Annotated in this window: 16 protein-coding genes; 5 read left to right on the forward strand and 11 right to left on the reverse strand. The window is 59.3% G+C overall.

All coding sequences use genetic code 11. The features are described 5' to 3' along the window. Nucleotides 1-79: 79 nt before the first annotated feature. Both IHE39_RS31285 and IHE39_RS24860 read right to left on the reverse strand, forming a co-directional pair. Entirely contained in the window at nt 80-568 is a 489-nt protein-coding gene (locus IHE39_RS31285; protein ID WP_491844520.1) for a PIN domain-containing protein, read from the reverse strand. Nucleotides 569-572: 4 nt separating this feature from the next. Further along, complete coding sequence (locus IHE39_RS24860; RefSeq protein WP_192568350.1) at nt 573-1634, reverse strand: helix-turn-helix domain-containing protein; 1062 nt, start codon at nt 1632-1634, stop codon at nt 573-575. Nucleotides 1635-1806: 172 nt separating this feature from the next. On the opposite strand from IHE39_RS24860, the gene mblB reads away from it, so the two are divergent. Genes mblB through IHE39_RS24875 form a run of 3 tightly spaced genes read left to right on the forward strand, consistent with a single transcriptional unit; the run spans nt 1807 to nt 5937 of the window. Then, nucleotides 1807-2994, forward strand: coding sequence for an anti-phage 6A-MBL system MBL-fold protein (gene mblB, locus IHE39_RS24865; RefSeq protein WP_192568351.1), 1188 nt, complete (start codon nt 1807-1809; stop codon nt 2992-2994). Between the two features lie 10 nt (nt 2995-3004). Next, complete coding sequence (gene cap2-3, locus IHE39_RS24870; protein WP_192568352.1) at nt 3005-5275, forward strand: anti-phage 6A-MBL system cap2_3 protein; 2271 nt, start codon at nt 3005-3007, stop codon at nt 5273-5275. Further along, nucleotides 5272-5937, forward strand: a complete 666-nt coding sequence (locus IHE39_RS24875) for a hypothetical protein (protein ID WP_192568353.1) — start codon at nt 5272-5274, stop codon at nt 5935-5937. Before cap2-3 ends, IHE39_RS24875 begins: the two co-directional genes overlap by 4 nt. A 69-nt stretch (nt 5938-6006) precedes the next feature. Here IHE39_RS24875 and IHE39_RS24880 read toward each other — a convergent pair whose 3' ends face one another. After that, nucleotides 6007-6249, reverse strand: coding sequence for a helix-turn-helix domain-containing protein (locus IHE39_RS24880; protein ID WP_343070127.1), 243 nt, complete (start codon nt 6247-6249; stop codon nt 6007-6009). Between the two features lie 159 nt (nt 6250-6408). Between IHE39_RS24880 and IHE39_RS24885 the strand changes: the two genes are divergently transcribed. Next, nucleotides 6409-8010: a TnsB C-terminal domain-containing protein gene (locus tag IHE39_RS24885; protein ID WP_192568354.1), complete on the forward strand. Its 1602-nt coding sequence runs from the start codon at nt 6409-6411 to the stop codon at nt 8008-8010. Next, nucleotides 8007-8885, forward strand: a complete 879-nt coding sequence (locus IHE39_RS24890) for a TniB family NTP-binding protein (RefSeq protein WP_192568355.1) — start codon at nt 8007-8009, stop codon at nt 8883-8885. Before IHE39_RS24885 ends, IHE39_RS24890 begins: the two co-directional genes overlap by 4 nt. Before the next feature lie 11 nt (nt 8886-8896). On the opposite strand, the gene IHE39_RS24895 is transcribed toward IHE39_RS24890, so the two are convergent. The 8 genes from IHE39_RS24895 to fba all read right to left on the reverse strand — a co-directional run bounded on the left by IHE39_RS24895 (nt 8897) and on the right by fba (nt 15888). Then, nucleotides 8897-9493: a response regulator gene (locus tag IHE39_RS24895; protein WP_192568356.1), complete on the reverse strand. Its 597-nt coding sequence runs from the start codon at nt 9491-9493 to the stop codon at nt 8897-8899. Nucleotides 9494-9685: 192 nt separating this feature from the next. Then, a complete protein-coding gene (locus IHE39_RS24900) occupies nt 9686-10426 on the reverse strand; it encodes an HAD-IA family hydrolase (protein ID WP_192568357.1) in 741 nt (246 codons plus the stop codon). After that, nucleotides 10423-11124 (reverse strand): phosphoglycolate phosphatase, encoded by a 702-nt coding sequence (gene gph, locus IHE39_RS24905; RefSeq protein WP_192568358.1) that lies wholly within the window; start codon nt 11122-11124, stop codon nt 10423-10425. Before gph ends, IHE39_RS24900 begins: the two co-directional genes overlap by 4 nt. Then, the gene (gene rpe / locus IHE39_RS24910; RefSeq protein WP_192568359.1) at nt 11121-11810 is read right to left on the reverse strand and encodes a ribulose-phosphate 3-epimerase; all 690 of its coding nucleotides are present in this window, start codon (nt 11808-11810) and stop codon (nt 11121-11123) included. The genes gph and rpe overlap by 4 nt, the downstream gene beginning before the upstream one ends. A gap of 29 nt (nt 11811-11839) precedes the next feature. Continuing rightward, nucleotides 11840-12769 carry a CbbX protein gene (gene cbbX / locus IHE39_RS24915; protein WP_192568360.1) on the reverse strand — a complete coding sequence of 310 codons (930 nt, stop codon included), beginning with the start codon at nt 12767-12769 and terminating at the stop codon, nt 11840-11842. Between the two features lie 82 nt (nt 12770-12851). Then, a complete protein-coding gene (locus IHE39_RS24920; protein ID WP_192568361.1) occupies nt 12852-13286 on the reverse strand; it encodes a ribulose bisphosphate carboxylase small subunit in 435 nt (144 codons plus the stop codon). 11 nt (nt 13287-13297) lie between these two features. Further along, nucleotides 13298-14776: a ribulose-bisphosphate carboxylase large subunit gene (locus IHE39_RS24925; RefSeq protein ID WP_192568362.1), complete on the reverse strand. Its 1479-nt coding sequence runs from the start codon at nt 14774-14776 to the stop codon at nt 13298-13300. Between the two features lie 32 nt (nt 14777-14808). Continuing rightward, entirely contained in the window at nt 14809-15888 is a 1080-nt protein-coding gene (gene fba, locus IHE39_RS24930) for a class II fructose-bisphosphate aldolase (RefSeq protein ID WP_192568363.1), read from the reverse strand. Nucleotide 15889: the final 1 nt, after the last annotated feature.

Genomic DNA, 15889 nt, shown 5'->3' on the forward strand with positions numbered 1-15889 from the left:
TGTTCACCAGGATCCATCTTATGTCGATGGCCGCGACCTGAGTATCGAAAGGCGTCAACTATAGGCGCCTTCACCAAAATCATCGATAGCGCGCCAGACGCCTGCGAACCTCGGGAACAGGCAATCGACATCGTGGGTGGGACGCGATTGACGAGAGGCAAACGTGAAGCTCGACAGATGATAAATGTCTACCCGCCTCCATCTGGTCCAGAAGCCACAGTACTCCATGCACCTCCAGCCGCTCCGCGATCGCCAGACGTCTCAGACCGCCGTCTCCTGTCAGGAGGAGCCAGCCCCGCATCTCAGCCAAGGAAAAGGCAAACGCATCTGCAAAAGATAGCGTAGGATTTCGGCGCTGTACGGTGGTCGCGCGCGTCACCTCGTGCGAGGAAAGCTCTTCAATGCGGAGACCGCGGGCGACAAGGCCGTCGCCTGTGGGTCCTTTGAGTTCACGATGGAAGAGAAGGTCCGGAACCGCGAATTCGAACGGCAATCGAAATATATGCTCGAGCAGGTTGCCTCGCTCTAAGTCAATAATAACCGAGGTGTCAGAGACAAGAACGCGCACGAGGTCACAGCGCCCCCTGATCAAGGCGTGCCCCAAGCTCGCGGACCGAGATGCCTAACAATTCAGCCGCTCGCGCCTCCCCAATCACTTTCTCCGCTAGCGCCCTATAGCAGAGCCGCTCGAAACGCTTTGGTTCCTCCACTTGTGGCGGGATCGTTCCCGGTTCTTGGTACGGAGGGGAGCGCCAGCCGCGACTCGCGAAAACGCGATAGAGACTCGAGAAGGCCGGCCCACTGATAATGCCAAGATCCTTGCAGCGATAAGCAATTGCCTGAATGCTCGCGCCAAAGCGTTGCTTGAGTGCTACGAGTTCACCAATGCTGATAGAAGACCGCTTGGCGCCAACCTCAGCACGCAATGCGTCCGCCGGTATCAGGAAGGCTCCGGCAAAGCGATGTGCTGCCTTCTCCGGATCGACACCTGGACCTGGGGCCATGACCATGTGTCCGAGTTCATGGGCAAGATTGAACCGTTTTCGCTCGGACCACGTATCTTTCTTTACGACGATCACACGGGCAGCCTCACGGTCCTTCCTGCGAACCTTCGCAGCCAGGCCATCGATATCGTCCAGATCCAAAGAGAGGACTTTGACACCCCGCTCTTCGAGAAGCTCGGCGAGCTTAGGGATCGGGTTATTTCCTAGTCCCCAATCGTCACGGACAGACCGAGCAGCATCTTCCGCATCGCGGATATCCGAGACAGGGTGCGGCGCGCTTCGCGGCTTTTCCCAATCGACACTGCGCAAGTGAAGCAGATCTTCCACTGCGAGATAGCGCTCGAGAAGATGAAGCGTGCGCGCCTCGATCGTTGCCACTTCACGTGACGACGCGGATTTCTTCCGGAACTCTATGCCTTCAAGCACAAGTTCATCATCATTGAGAAGATAGTCCTCGGTCACGTCGAGCGCGCCTGCCAGCGCGATCAAAACACGTGAGCTTGGCATGTCCTCGTCGCGTTCGTACTTTCCAATCGCCTGCGCCGTGACGAGCCCGTCGATTCGGGCCGCCAGCTCCCGCAGTGACAGACCGGACGCAAGGCGGGCGAGCTTCAGCTTCTGTCCGATCATGTTTCTTTCCCCACAATTCACAGCGGTTTACACATTTGGGATTGGATAGGCAAATTGTAAACCGATAACCCTTGCAAAAGTTCCGTGTTTTCCCATCTAATGTGGCACAGACTCAACAAGGAGCTGACGTTTGTAAACCGACGCCGGCACACACTCCGAGGAATACTTGACCATGACGGCCAGCTCCACCCACTTCAAAGTCGACAACGGCGACATGCATTTTCTGACGACAGCGTCGGAAAAAACCATTCTCATTGACTGCAACATTCGCTCCGATGCCGACGATCCGGATGGGGACGCTCCAGATGTCGCCCAGCAGCTTCGCTCCCGGCTGAAGAGAGATCCCGCCGGCTATCTCTATGTAGACGCGTTCCTGTTGACGCATCCCGACCAGGACCATTGCCGCGGCTTTTGGAAGCACTTTCACCTTGGCCCCGTCTCGGAGTGGAGTGCCAAAGCCGATAAGATCGTGATCCGTGAGATGTGGTCGTCGCCCATCGTCTTCCGGCGCGCATCGAAGAAGCAACACACATTGTGCGACGACGCGAACGCATGGGCCACGGAAGCGCGCCGTCGCGTCAAGCGGTTCCGCGATTTCGGCTACCTCAGCGATGGTGATCGCATTCTAATTCTTGGCGAGGACATCAACGGGAAAACGGACGGTTTGGGAGCGATCCTGGTCCGCACAGACAGCGTTTTTCAGAGCATTTGCGGCTCGTACCAAATTGACTTCCGTGCCCGTCTCATTGCGCCGATTCCGCCGCAGGATGACGAGCAGGAAGAGGAGGAGCTGAGCAAGAATGATTCCAGCGTCGTCGTGAACATCGAGCTCGGTACGTTCACGCTCTCTGGAGCCAGCCGCTATCTGTTTGGCGGCGATGCCGAAGTCGGCATTTGGGAGCGCCTCTGGCAGCGCAACAAGGATGCACCGGAGAATCTCCAATACGACCTGTTGGCCGCACCCCATCATTGCTCGTGGCACAGCCTGTCGTGGGACAGCTGGTCGGACTGGAAGGAATTGGCTGAAGTTTCGCCCGACGCACGAAAGGCTCTCGGTCAGGCCTTGTCGGGCGCCTATGTGATTTCGAGCTCCAAACCTATCAAGGATGACGATGTGGACCCACCCTGCATCAGAGCCAAGCGCGAATACAAGGAGATCCTCAGCGACGTCAACGGGACGTTCGAATGCCTTGGTGAGCTCAAAGGCGATGAGCCGCTGGAGTTCGAGGTCACCGGCGATGGCCTGAAGATCAAGACGAGGACGACCGCTCTGGCCGCGCCATCGATCATCGGCGGTCTGGCAGGCGCGGCGGCGGGAAGCTCATCTGCCTACGGCGCTCAGCCGTTCAAGCACGGTTAAGGGATGGCCCTTGACCGGCGTAACCAAGGCGATCCGTCGCGCGCTTGACGTTGTCTCGGGGCATCCTCTTGTCCGCGAGATCCGTACGTTGGACGAACATGGCAGTAAGGTGGCTGTCGACTTCGTTGTGCCGATGCCGAGCCGCTGGATCGGTGCTGGCCAGAGCCCGGCTGGCGTTCGACCCGTCGAGACCGTGACGTTCACGTTCGATGATTCCTTCCCCTTGGCAGTGCCCCTCATCGAGCTTCGCCAGGATTTTAATAGATCCCATCCCCATGTGCAGCCTGGTCGGACTGAGGACCCTCCCCGGCCCTGCTATTTCGAGGGCGATCCCCAGGACCTGCTCCGATACCGCGGGATGGATGGCATCATGGTCCAGGTCGCCGACTGGCTAGAGAAGGCTGCGGCGGCTGCCCTCATGGATTTCAGCCAAGGATGGGAGCCGGTTCGCCGCGACCTCATCAACGATTGGGTGGAAGTGGACCCAAACTTCGTCCGGGGGTTTGTCAACCGCGATGGGGGCTCCGCGTTCGCGGTCTCGCAGCATCTTGGTCTCGAACTTCGTAGCGGCGGGCACGCCTATGCGATTTCAGTTGAAGCTCAACGGCAGAGCCTCGGACCTGACGTCTTCAGGAAGGTGATCGAAAACGCCGCGGGGGTCGGCCTTTCGGTTATCGTCTGGGGCGGAAAAACCCCTTCTGGGGACCCCGTTGTTTCGGACAGGTATCTTCCCGAAACAGTCCGGACGATGGCTGAGCTCACCGATCGCGCAGCGCATTACGGTCTCCAGGGGCAATTGCGCGCTGCATTCGGGCTTCTCCAGACGCGATTTGGGAAATCGGCATACAAGCTTCCCCTCATCCTGACCCTGCTACTCGTGGTTCGGCGACCCGCCCATGTGATAGGGCAAGGATCGCCGCTTGAGATCGTGCCCTACGTCATTGAGGTACGCTCGGCCTCGGATTTCAGCGGCAGCAGCGAGGTGCCGGTACGGCCCGCGGCGGTGCGTGACGCGATCAGCCGGAAACTGCTCGCGTCCGTATCTGGATCCCGGCCACTTGAAGAAGCACAATGGACGCTAATCGGCTGTGGAAGCGTCGGCGCCAAGCTTGCGATTCACTTAGCAAGGGAAGGACGGGCGCCAACCACGTTGGTCGATCGATCTCTGATGGCTCCCCACAACTATGCTCGTCATGGTCTGGTGCCGATACCGCAGTTTCCAGTGCCTGATTGGAAGGCCGATGCCGTAGCGAGAGCTATTCAGGGTCTCGGCCAGTCTGCGACGCCGCTGCACGAAGATCTCGCGGTCGCGCTCGCCTCGTCGCCGCCTCCGAAGCAGATATGGCCCAAAGCGACCCAGCTCCTTGTCGACGCGACCGGGTCTCCAACCGTTACTGACGCTCTGTGCCTCCCTCAAGTGGAGGCCAAGCGTCCAAGGGTGGTTGAGACTTCGCTATTGGGCCGCGGCTCAGTGAGCTATATGGCCATTGAAGGACCGAAGGCCAATCCGAGCGTCCAGGATCTTCAAGCCGAGTCTTACAGATTGATGGCCGACGACGACACGCTGCGCGAACTTGCACTGGCTAGCGCCAGCGACGTCGTTGTCGTGGGTCAGGGATGCTCGACACGGACGGCGCAGATGACAGATGCCAGGCTCTCGAGCTTCGTCCCAGGCATGGCACGCTATCTCTCCACTGCCCTCGAACGCGGACTTCCGGTGCAAGACGGAGAGTTGGCCATTGGACGGGTGGATGATGATCTGATGAACCAGTCGTGGCAGCGGTTCCCTGTCCCCGCCTTTCGGAGGCTGCGCAGCTCGACTGGCCGCAGGGCGTCGATCTCTCACAGGGTTGTTGAGCTTATCGACTCCGCAATTGCCGACCGTCCTCATGTTGAGACGGGAGGCATCCTGATTGGACGCTTCAATGAGGCGACCGACAGCTTCCATATCGTCGATATCGTCGAGCCTCCGCCAGACAGTCGGTTCTCCGCGGCCGAGTTTACCTTGGGGGTTGAGGGTATCCGGGATCGACTGAAAGCGTACAACGATCGAACCCGCGGTACACTTTACCCGGTGGGTACTTGGCACAACCACCTTGCGAATACGCCAGCCTCGCTCACCGATCTCGCAACGGCCGCTGCGCTTGCGCTTGGCCAACGCTTTCCGGTCGTGCTGATGATCCGGACGCCGGGGTCGATCCGCGGCGTTATTGCGGATTCGGATCGCTCGGGCGCCACGCCTGCCGTGACGATCGAATCCCTTGAGGAAACGCTGCCATGAAGCTTGATCCATATGAATATGTTAGCCTGGTAGTGCCGGGCTCAGTCGTCGCCCTCGTTCTCACTCTTTTGTCGCCCGACGTTCGAGACGTGATCGCAAAGGATGGCATCGATCTCGGCGGGTTTGGCGTCATCGTTCTGGTGGCGTTGGTCTCGGGTTTCCTCTTGCAGTCAATCGGAAACGTGGTTGAAGCGCTCGAAACGAAGCTCGGCCTCAATCCGTCCGAGCTTCTCAGGAAACGCGGGTCCGGTCCCGTAAGCGCAGCGCAGTTTCAACGGATAAGCCGTTTGCTCAAAGAGAAGGGCTTGGGCGACATAGCAGAAATGTCCGCCTCCGATTGGCGAGCGGCGCGAGGCGAGATGGCGGCCGAGGTGCGAGCGCACGACAGCAACAGCAGGCTAGACATCATGCTAAGGATGTACGGCCTGGGACGAGGACTGGTGTCTGCGTTTATCCTTTCGATTGGATTGACCCTGCTGTTCCCCGACGCGGGAGCGATCAGATGGAAGTATCTCGCGGTCCTCGGTATCGGCCTGGTCCTGTCGTACGCGCGGACGCGACGTTTCAGCCAAAACTACCTGCGAGAATTGGTGATCGGATATATGCGCTCGGCCGGGACGCCAAAGCCAACGGCGCAGGCCGAAGCAGCTTCCGACGATTGAAAGGAGGTAAAACGCCAGGTTGGTGGCACAGGATATCTGAGCAATTTGCGTTGTGAAAACCCGGTGCCTTCACACGATCCCCCACGCCCGGAACCGCCCCCTGCCCGTCATTTCACGTAGGTGGAGCTCCCCAACAAGATTGAGCGCGCCTTGCTTCGACACTTTCAGCGTCGCTTGGATCATCCCGGTCGAAACCAGCGGTCGCGAGAGCACCATTTCCACCAAGTCAGGCAGCTTTGAGCTCGCGCGTCTCTCGCGAAGCCGCCGCTCCATCTGGTTCTTCGCCAGCGCTAGCCGATCGTGGTCCTTCATGTCGATTTACGTTTGAAACTGGGACTCACGCATTGAGTGATTTCAATGGTTTGTGTGAGACTGAAGTATAAGACCTTACGCTTCAAAAGAGAGTCTAGGGGGCAGTTATTACACTCAAAATGAGATTGATCGACCGGTCGATCGACCGTAGTGTCACGCATGATCTCCCCAGATTACCCCGATCACGATGATTGTCCGGAGGAATTCCTTCGATATCTGCTCCGCCATACAGGTGGGCAAGTAACCGCTGAGGTTGTCGCGGCTGCGCGCAAAAAGTTTGGCATCCCGCGATCAACACTGTTTCGGCTGGCCGCACGGTTCAGAAAGACGCAACGCACATCCAGTCTGCGCCCTAGGAAACGTGGCACACAAGTAGGAGCAGTCCGGCTTGACCCGAGAACCGAGCGTGTCATTGCCGAGCAAGTGGATGGCTTCTGGCTCAAAAAAGAAAAGCCAAGCTTTGCTGCACTCTTGCGGCGTATTCGGGAAGTCTGCCTCACCGAAGGCCTGTCCCCTCCTCACCGGAGCACCGTGCAACGTAGAGTATCGGAACTGGTACCGATTTCAGCGGCACGCAAACGCGGGGAGCGCGAGATTGAAGCCGCCTCTACACCGAGTCCTGGCCAGTTCAATGTCGCCAAACCGAACGCGCTTTGGCAGGTCGATCACACAATCGTCGATGTCGTTGTTGTCGATGAACAGTTTCGCCGACCCATCGGTCGACCAGTTCTGACGATTGCCATTGACGTTTGCACGAGGATGGTCGCGGGTTTCCATTTATCATTGGAAGCGCCATCAAGCACGTCCGTTGGCCTCTGCCTTCTGCATGCGGTGTACGACAAGACTGCCTGGCTGGATGAACGGGGGATTGATATCCCCTGGCCCGTCGCCGGATTACCTGAGGTTCTTCACTGCGACAATGGCGCAGATTTCAGGTCACGGGCGCTGGCCGATGCCTGCAAAGAATACGGCATGAAACTCCAGTTCAGACCGCCGGCCACACCCCGCTTCGGGGGCCATATCGAACGGTTGATCGGAACAATGATGGGGGCAGTGCACCTGCTGCCCGGCACGACGTTCAGCAATGTGAAGATCAGAGGCGACTACAATTCGGAGGGACGCGCGAATCTTACATTGCGCGAGTTGGAAAAATGGATCGCGCTGGAAATCGTTGGCAAATACCATCAGCGCATCCACTCATCACTGTTGCGCCCTCCCCTGGCGATTTGGCGCGAGCGGCAAGGTGAAGTCGACTTCAATCTGCCATCTGATCGAATGGCATTCTGGACCAGTTTCCTGCCTGGTGACCGGCGGCGCTTGCTGAAGGACGGCATTCATCTGGAAAAGATCCGGTACTGGTCTGACGCACTATCACGCGATGTTGGTCGTGGCGCCGAACTCGAGATCAAATATGACCCACGAGACCTTTCCCGAATATTCGTTCGCCAATCCGATGGCCGGTTTATTGAAGCGCGATACCGCAATCTCGCATTCCCGCCTGTTTCCTGGTGGGAGTGGAAGCACGCCAAGAAGACACTTCGGGACCAGGGACGAATTGAATTGCATGAGGGCGTTATCTTTGCGGCCATCGCGCAGCAGAGGCAGATCGAGGATATAGCTGCATCTTCAAGCGCAAAAGCTCGCCGGAGTGTTACCCGGCGACCAATTGAACCGAGCAGTGAAAAACACAGTACCGTTCAATCTATCGATTTGGCAAAACCAACCCATTCAGACGACGATACGGAATTCTGGGATCAATGATCGAACTCCCGCACCTGGCGCCCAGCGCTGCCACACTGGCAAATGGACCGAACCATACAAGGATACGCGCCATTCGATCCGATCGCTGGGTCGGCTTCGATCGCGCTCGCCGGGTATTGCGGCATCTTGATGCATTGTGCGACCATCCGCCAACAACACGTCCACCCGGTCTGGCGATTTATGGTCATAGCGGCATGGGCAAGACAATGCTCGTGGAGAAGTTCAAGCGCGATCATCCGCCGACTATCAACTATAGCACCGGCGTGGAGAGCATGCCGGTGCTGGCAATCACGTTGACATCGCGCCCGACAGAACGCCGAATCTATGGGCAGTTGCTGATGGCCATGGGAGCCAGCATCAACGAACGCCTGACCCTCATGGAACTTGAGATAAGAACCGTCCTCTTGCTGAAAAGCAACAATGTACGCGTTCTGGTGTTTGACGAGGTCCATAACCTTCTCGCTGGGACCCCAAGGGAACAGCGCGTGATCCTCCAGCTTCTGCGATATCTGAGCAACGAGATCAAAGCCTCGCTTGTCTGCCTTGGCGTGTCGGAAGCGCGCGACGCAATTGCCGGCGACACCCAACTGGCTCGGCGTCTGGATCAGTTTGTGCTGCCCAGATGGAAGGCAGATGAGGAATTCCAGGAGTTGGTGACGGCGATCCTGCGCAGCCTGCCGCTGAGACTTCCGTCGGCTTTATCGAGCCAAAGCTTACGACATCTTTCTCGTCTCGGAGACGGCGTCACAGCACGCGTCTTCGGAATACTCAACGAACTCGCAATCGAAGCCATACAGGACGGTACCGAACGTATTACCGATGACAGCATCGAATCTTGGAGGCCAGCCTTGGAAAAGGAAGCAGCGTTCGCATAGCCGTCCATGCGTTACACTCCAATTGAGACTCCCCTGCTCTGAGTCTCAATTGGAGTGTAACTCTTTCGCAAAAGCTGCCCGAGTCCCACTTTGAAGTGTAAATCGACAACATAGATCAGCTTTTCGAATCTCTGACTTTCCTGGCGAAAGGTTGGCCCGCTACGATCGCCGAAGATGGATGAACCACCAGAGATCTTGAATTCCCGCGAGAGGATGCGGTGCCGGCGCGCAAGCTCGCGGGTCTCTAATGCGCGTTCGACGACTAGGCCAAGCTGGACTACGTCAAGCGGCGCCAGGATAAACTGATAGATGGCAGCCTGTGATAGCGCCTGCTCGGAAGCGAAGGCCGAGCCGGGAGTGACATAGACTCGCATGATTTCGGGATGGGAAACCCTCAACCGCGTGAGAAAATCCAGACCTGTCGCCTCCCCCGCACAATCTTCGGCAATCGCTAAGTCGACATGGATGCTGCCCAGGGTGGTGAGGGCTTCGGCGACCGAGCCTGCAGAGATAACGCGATAGGCATAGCGCTCCGATAGCACGTCGAGAGCCGAGGACCAGTCGCTTCCTGCCCATGGAAGGACAATAATCGTGCTTGCATGTTCCATAAAGTGTGTTTCCACTCTGCTTATCTAGTTAGCAGGGTAGAACACTCGCTTCAACCGCGCCCCGCTCAGGCATGCCAGGATTCCGCGTTGCGAAGGTCTTTGCCGGCCGCTGGCGTATTGTCGAGATGGATTATTGGCACAGTGACTTCCTCGACCTCGTCGGGGAAGCGAGGATCGAAGGCGTCCGATTGGTCACCCCCCAGATCGAGCGGCGTGCATCAGCAAGCGGGATACGTCAAGCGGCTGGTTGATCAGTGAAGTGTATGGATTGAACTCGGGCGACGACCACGGTTGGCCAAGGTTTCGCAGGATCAGATCAGCCCCGGCGAAGTCGTCGCCGCTGGTATAAATGCTGGGAGTAATCACGGTCCGCATGCCAACCGCCCGGGCAGCGATGAGGCCGTTGCAGGAATCCTCTACGCAAAGGCAGGACGGTCCGTCGAGTTTCAGATCGGCGAGCACGAGTTCGTACACCTCCGGGTCGGGCTTCTTCCTCTTCACATCCTCGCCTGCCCGGATGCTGGCAAACAGGTTCCCGGCCTCTTGTCCGAGTGTCGCCTCTAGCAGCGAATACACGTTCGCCCGACTGGTCGTCGTGCCAATCGCCACTACCAGCCCGTTCTCCCGACAGTGCCGGATCAGGTCGGCGACGCCTGGACGCAGCTCGACGCTGCCGGACCTGATCTTGTTGTTGTAGATATCATTCTTGTGAGCATGCAGTGTGGCAGTGTCGACCTCTACGCCCTGCGAATGCGCAAACGCGGCAATCCGTTCTCGCCCCCCGGTCACGTTCAGTAGCGCTCGGTAGAGAGCACGATCCCACACCCAGTCGAGGCCGTGTTCCTTAAATGCTTGATTGAACGCCTGGCGGTGGGTTTCCTCGGTTTCTGCCAGAGTGCCGTCGACGTCGAACACCACGGCCCGCAGCGTCATCGTACACCACTCATCAAAAGAAGAAGATCCGGAAGATCTTTGAAACCGTCAATCACGAAGTCCGCACCGAGCTTGTCTGCCGGCGTTTCGGTGTAGCCACCGCGCAGCAGGACAGCGCGCATTCCGGCCGCCCGCGAGCTTGCCACGTCGGCCCCGCTGTCGCCAACCATCACCGCATCCCCCGGCTCACAGCGACAATGAGAACACGCGGCAAACAGCATCTCGGGCTCCGGCTTCAAAGCATAGCCGCTGTCGCCGCCGATGACGATGTCAAGGTGCGGCGAAAGGCCGAAATGATTGAGGATGACACGGGCGAATCCCTCCGGCTTGTTGGTCACTACACCAGTACCAATGCCGGCCTTGCGCAAGTCCCGCACGACGTCGCCAGCCTCCGGTCGTACCGTTGTGAGCCGGGTAAGGTTCTGCGCATAGATCTCAGTCATCTGCAGATACTTGTCGATCAGGTTTCGGTTGGTCAGGGTGATCCCGTGCGCGGCGAAAGCGCGCTCAACGAGCTTGGCGACACCGTGGCCGACCATCCCTCGAACTGCAGTCAGCGTGTGCGATGGCAAGTCATAGGCCGACATCAGGGTGTTGACCGCGACGGCAAGGTCTGGCGCGGAGTCAACGAGGGTGCCATCTAGATCGAAGAATACGGCGGCCGGGCGTCGTAGCCGTGTATGTCCGGCCTGCATCATGCCCCATCCCCCACAACAGCGCCCTCGGCGGCTTGGCGGATCGCGGCGATGTTTCGCCGGTAGCTGTCCTCCGAACCGCCCTTGAACACTGCTGAGCCTGCTACGAGCACATTGGCGCCCGCAGCCGCCACTAGTGGGGCTGTCTCGGCCGTCACGCCACCGTCGATCTCGATATCGATTGGCCGCTTACCGATCATGGCCTTGACCCTCTTGACCTTATCGACCACGACCGGAATGAAGGCCTGTCCGCCAAAGCCCGGGTTGACTGTCATCAGCAGGATCAAGTCGAGGCGGTCGAGCACATATTCGATGACGCTCTCCGGCGTTGACGGATTGAGCGACACGCCTGCCTTCTTGCCGAGGCTCCTGATCGCCTGCAGCGAGCGGTCGAGGTGCGGCCCTGATTCTGCGTGTACGGTGATGATGTCGCAGCCGGCGTCGGCGAACGCGGCAATGTAGGGGTCGGCGGGCGCAATCATCAGATGGCAATCGAAAATCTTGTCGGTGCGGTTGCGGATCGCCTTGACGACCGGCGGGCCGAAGGTGATGTTGGGCACGAAATGACCGTCCATCACATCGAGATGGATCCAGTCGGCACCGGCGGCGACGACCGTCTCGACTTCTTCGCCCAGCTTCGAAAAATCTGCCGACAATACAGAAGGCGCGATAGTCATCGGTCTGTGCATGCTTTTGCTCCCTCGCCGCTGTCCGATACTCACCCCGCCGGCGCGAACTCCGGTTCGCCCTCCAACCGGCCTTCGACGAAGATGCGGCTGCCACGAATGTCGGGCTCCTCGATAGTAATCAGGTCAAGCCGCGTCAGCGGCCGGTCGCGCTCCAAGAACAGCCTGTTTGCTTGGCGCAGCCTTGCGCGGTCGAGCGCGTTGCGCATCGAGCGCGCATTGGAGAAGTGCGGCAGCGTCATGCGCAGCGGGATGTATTCCTTAAGCGCCTGCGCCGCGCCGTCGCTGAACCGGTAGTTCTGTTCTGCGAGCATGAGCATGGCGATGTCCTGCAACTCGTCCGGACGATAGTCGGGAAAGTCGATGTGGTGGGCGATGCGTGAGCGCATGCCGGGATTGCTGAGGAAGAACCGGTCCATTTTGTCCTTGTAGCCGGCCAGGATCACCACGAGGTCGTCGCGGTGGCTCTCCATGCATTGCAGCAGGATCTCGATGGATTCCTGGCCGTAGTCGCGCTCGTTCTCGGGCTTGTAGAGGTAATAGGCCTCGTCAATAAACAGCACGCCGCCCATCGCCTTCTTGATGATCTCGCGCGTCTTTGGCGCCGTGTGGCCGACATATTGGCCGACCAGATCGTCGCGCGTCACAGAGACGAGGTGCCCCTCGCGCACATAGCCCAGGCGGTGCAGGATTTCCGCCATGCGCAGCGCCACCGTCGTCTTGCCCGTGCCGGGATTGCCAGTGAAATTCATGTGAAGCGTCGGCGTTCCGGTGGAGATGCCGAACTTCTTGCGCAGCCGGTCGACCAGCAGCAGCGCTGCGATCTCCCGTATCCGGGTCTTGACCGGCTTCAAGCCGACTAGCTCGCGATCGAGCTTGGTCATGACCTCGTCCATATTCGAGGCCTCGAACTCCGCTTGGAGGTCGACGACGGCGTCGTCGGAGAGAACTATGGTATCCATTGTTCATTCCCATATGCTCACCGCTTCCCGGTCACGCGCTCGCCTCGCAAGACCGGGAACGCATTCAATCAGCCAGCTTCCCTCAGCTCCGCTCGCCCTCGGGTCGATCGGTCGCATAGGGAATGATCGTGTAACCCTGGCTGCGTCCGTCGCGCTCTTGCCTCAGCAGACGGAATCCGGGTTCGTTCGGCGGCCGGTTGACGATGAACGACATGCGCGGCGCTTCCCACCCCTTGGTCGAATCGAAGGCGGTAACGCGGATGTACATGTGCGGCATCGCTTTGCGGCAGTTGTTGATCTCCATCAGGATACCCGCCGGATCCTTCAGGTCGAACATCGGGTTGCCATACATTTCCCAATAGGTATTGCGAGGGTGCGGGTCGTCGGAATACTCGACGCTCACGGCCCAGTTGTTCTTCAGCGCGTATTTGATCTGCGCCGATATCTGAGTGTCGGTCAGGTCGGGCAAGAACGAGAACTGCCCCTGCGTGACCTTGTTTCCGGGATTGGTCATCATGGCGTTGGTCCTCACATGCTCGGGGTTGCGGTCGGCACGAAATCGGCCGTGTCGGTGGATTCGTAGTTGAAAGTGACGTCCTTCCATACCTCCAGCGCCGCCTTCAGCGGCGAGCACCATTTTGCCGCCGCTTCGAGGATTTGTGGCCCTTCGCGCAGATAGTCGCGGCCCTCGTTGCGGGCGAGGATCATCGCCTCCAGCGCCACGCGGTTGGCGGTGGCGCCCGCCTGGATGCCGTCCGGATGGCCGATCGTGCCGCCGCCGAACTGCAGCACCACATCCTCGCCGAGATAGTGCAGGAGCTGGTGCATCTGTCCGGCGTGGATGCCACCCGAGGCGACCGGCATCACCTTGTTCAGCGACGCCCATTCCTGGTCGAAGAAAAGGCCGTTCTCGAGGTTCTGCGGCGTGCGCTCCTCACGCAGCGTGTCGTAGAATCCCTTGATCATCAGCGGGTCGCCTTCCAGCTTACCGACCACGGTGCCGGCATGGATGTGGTCGACGCCGGCCATGCGCATCCATTTGCAGATGACGCGAAAATTCATGCCGTGGTTCTTTTGGCGCGAATAAGTCGAGTTGCCGGCGCGGTGCAGGTGCAGGATCATGTCGTTGCGGCGCGCCCATTTGGCCATCGACTGGATCGCCGTATAACCGATGACGAGATCGATCATGACGATGCAGGAGCCCAGTTGCTTGGCGAATTCGGCGCGCTCGTACATCTCCTCCATCGTGCCGGCGGTGACGTTGAGATAATGGCCCTTGACTTCGCCGGTGGCGGCCGACGCCTTGTTCACAGCCTCCATGCAGTAGAGGAAGCGGTCGCGCCAGTGCATGAAGGGCTGAGAGTTGATGTTCTCGTCGTCCTTGACGAAGTCGAGGCCGCCCTTCAGCGCCTCGTAGACGACGCGGCCGTAGTTGCGGCCTGACAGGCCAAGCTTGGGCTTGGTCGTCGCGCCGAGCAGCGGCCGGCCGAACTTGTCGAGCCGCTCGCGCTCGACGACGATGCCGGTCGCCGGACCCTGGAAGGTCTTCAGGTAGGCGACGGGGATGCGCATATCCTCCAGGCGCAAGGCCTTGACTGCCTTGAAGCCGAACACGTTGCCGATTATCGATGCAGTCAGGTTGGCAATTGAGCCCGGCTCGAACAGGTCGAGGTCGTAGGCGATGTAGGCGAAGTACTGCTGCTCGGTCTTGGTGCCGGGACCTGTGTTCGGCACCGGCTCGGATTTGAACGCCTTGGCGCGGTAGAGCTCGCAGGCTGTCAGCCGGTCGGTCCAAACCACCGTCCAGGTCGCCGTCGAGCTCTCACCAGCGACGGCTGCCGCCGCCTCCTCGTGATCGACGCCGGGCTGTGGCGTGATGCGAAAGAGCGCGACGAGGTCGGTGTCCTTCGGCCGGTAGTCCGGGTCCCAGTACCCCATCTGTTTGTAGGGGATAACACCCGACTTGTAGCGCTCCTTGCCCTTCAGTTCTTTAGGTTCTGCATTCATTTGTGCATTCCTTTCTTCGGTAATAGGATGGCTCAGGCGGCGCGCGGAGCCAGAATCTTGGGATCTAGTTGGCCGTTGACGTACCGTTTTGACATGTCGTCCATCGGAATCACTTTGATGCGGCTGGCATTGCCAGCCGTGCCGAAGGCTTCGAAGCGGGCACGGCAGAGATCGCGCATCGCATCCATGGCTGGCTTCAGGAACTTGCGAGGATCGAACTCCGCGCGATTGGTGGCGGCGACCTTCCGGAACTGACCGGTCATTGCCATGCGGCAATCGGTGTCGATGTTGACCTTGCGCACGCCGTGGCGGATGCCGCGCACGATCTCTTCGACAGGAACGCCGAATGTCTGGGGCATCTCGCCGCCATGGGCGTTGATAAGATCCTGCAAATCCTGCGGCACCGAGGACGATCCATGCATGACCAGATGCGTGTTGGGGAGCTTCTGGTGAATCGCTTCGATAACGTGCATGGCGAGGATGTCGCCGTCGGGCTTGCGCGAGAACTTGTAGGCGCCGTGCGAGGTGCCGCAGGCGATCGCAAGCGCATCGACCTTCGTCCGCATCACGAAATCGACCGCCTGATCAGGGTCAGTAAGAAGTTGGTCGTGACTGAGCGCGCCTTCGGCGCCGTGGCCGTCCTCCGCCTCGCCATGGCCGCTCTCAAGCGAGCCCAACACGCCGAGTTCGCCTTCGACGGAAGCGCCAACAGCGTGCGCCATTTCTGCGACACTCGCCGTGATCTCGACGTTGTAGTCATAGCTTGCCGGCGTCTTGCCGTCGGCCATCAGCGACCCGTCCATCATGACCGACGTGAAGCCGTGGCGGATCGCAGTCAGGCAGGTCGCTTCATTGTTGCCATGGTCCTGATGAATGCAGAGCGGAATGTCTGGGTAGATTTCGGCCAACGCTTCCATCATCTTCGACAACATGATGTCATTGGCGTAGCTGCGTGCTCCGCGTGACGCCTGAATGATGACCGGTGCATCACAGGCCTTTGCGGCCTCCATGATGGCGAGGCCTTGTTCCATGTTGTTGATATTGAAGGCGGGCACCCCATAGCCGCGCTCGGCGGCATGGTCGAGTAGTTGGCGAAGCGTGATCTTGGCCATG

The organism is Aminobacter carboxidus, assembly GCF_014863355.1.
GTDB lineage: Bacteria > Pseudomonadota > Alphaproteobacteria > Rhizobiales > Rhizobiaceae > Aminobacter > Aminobacter carboxidus.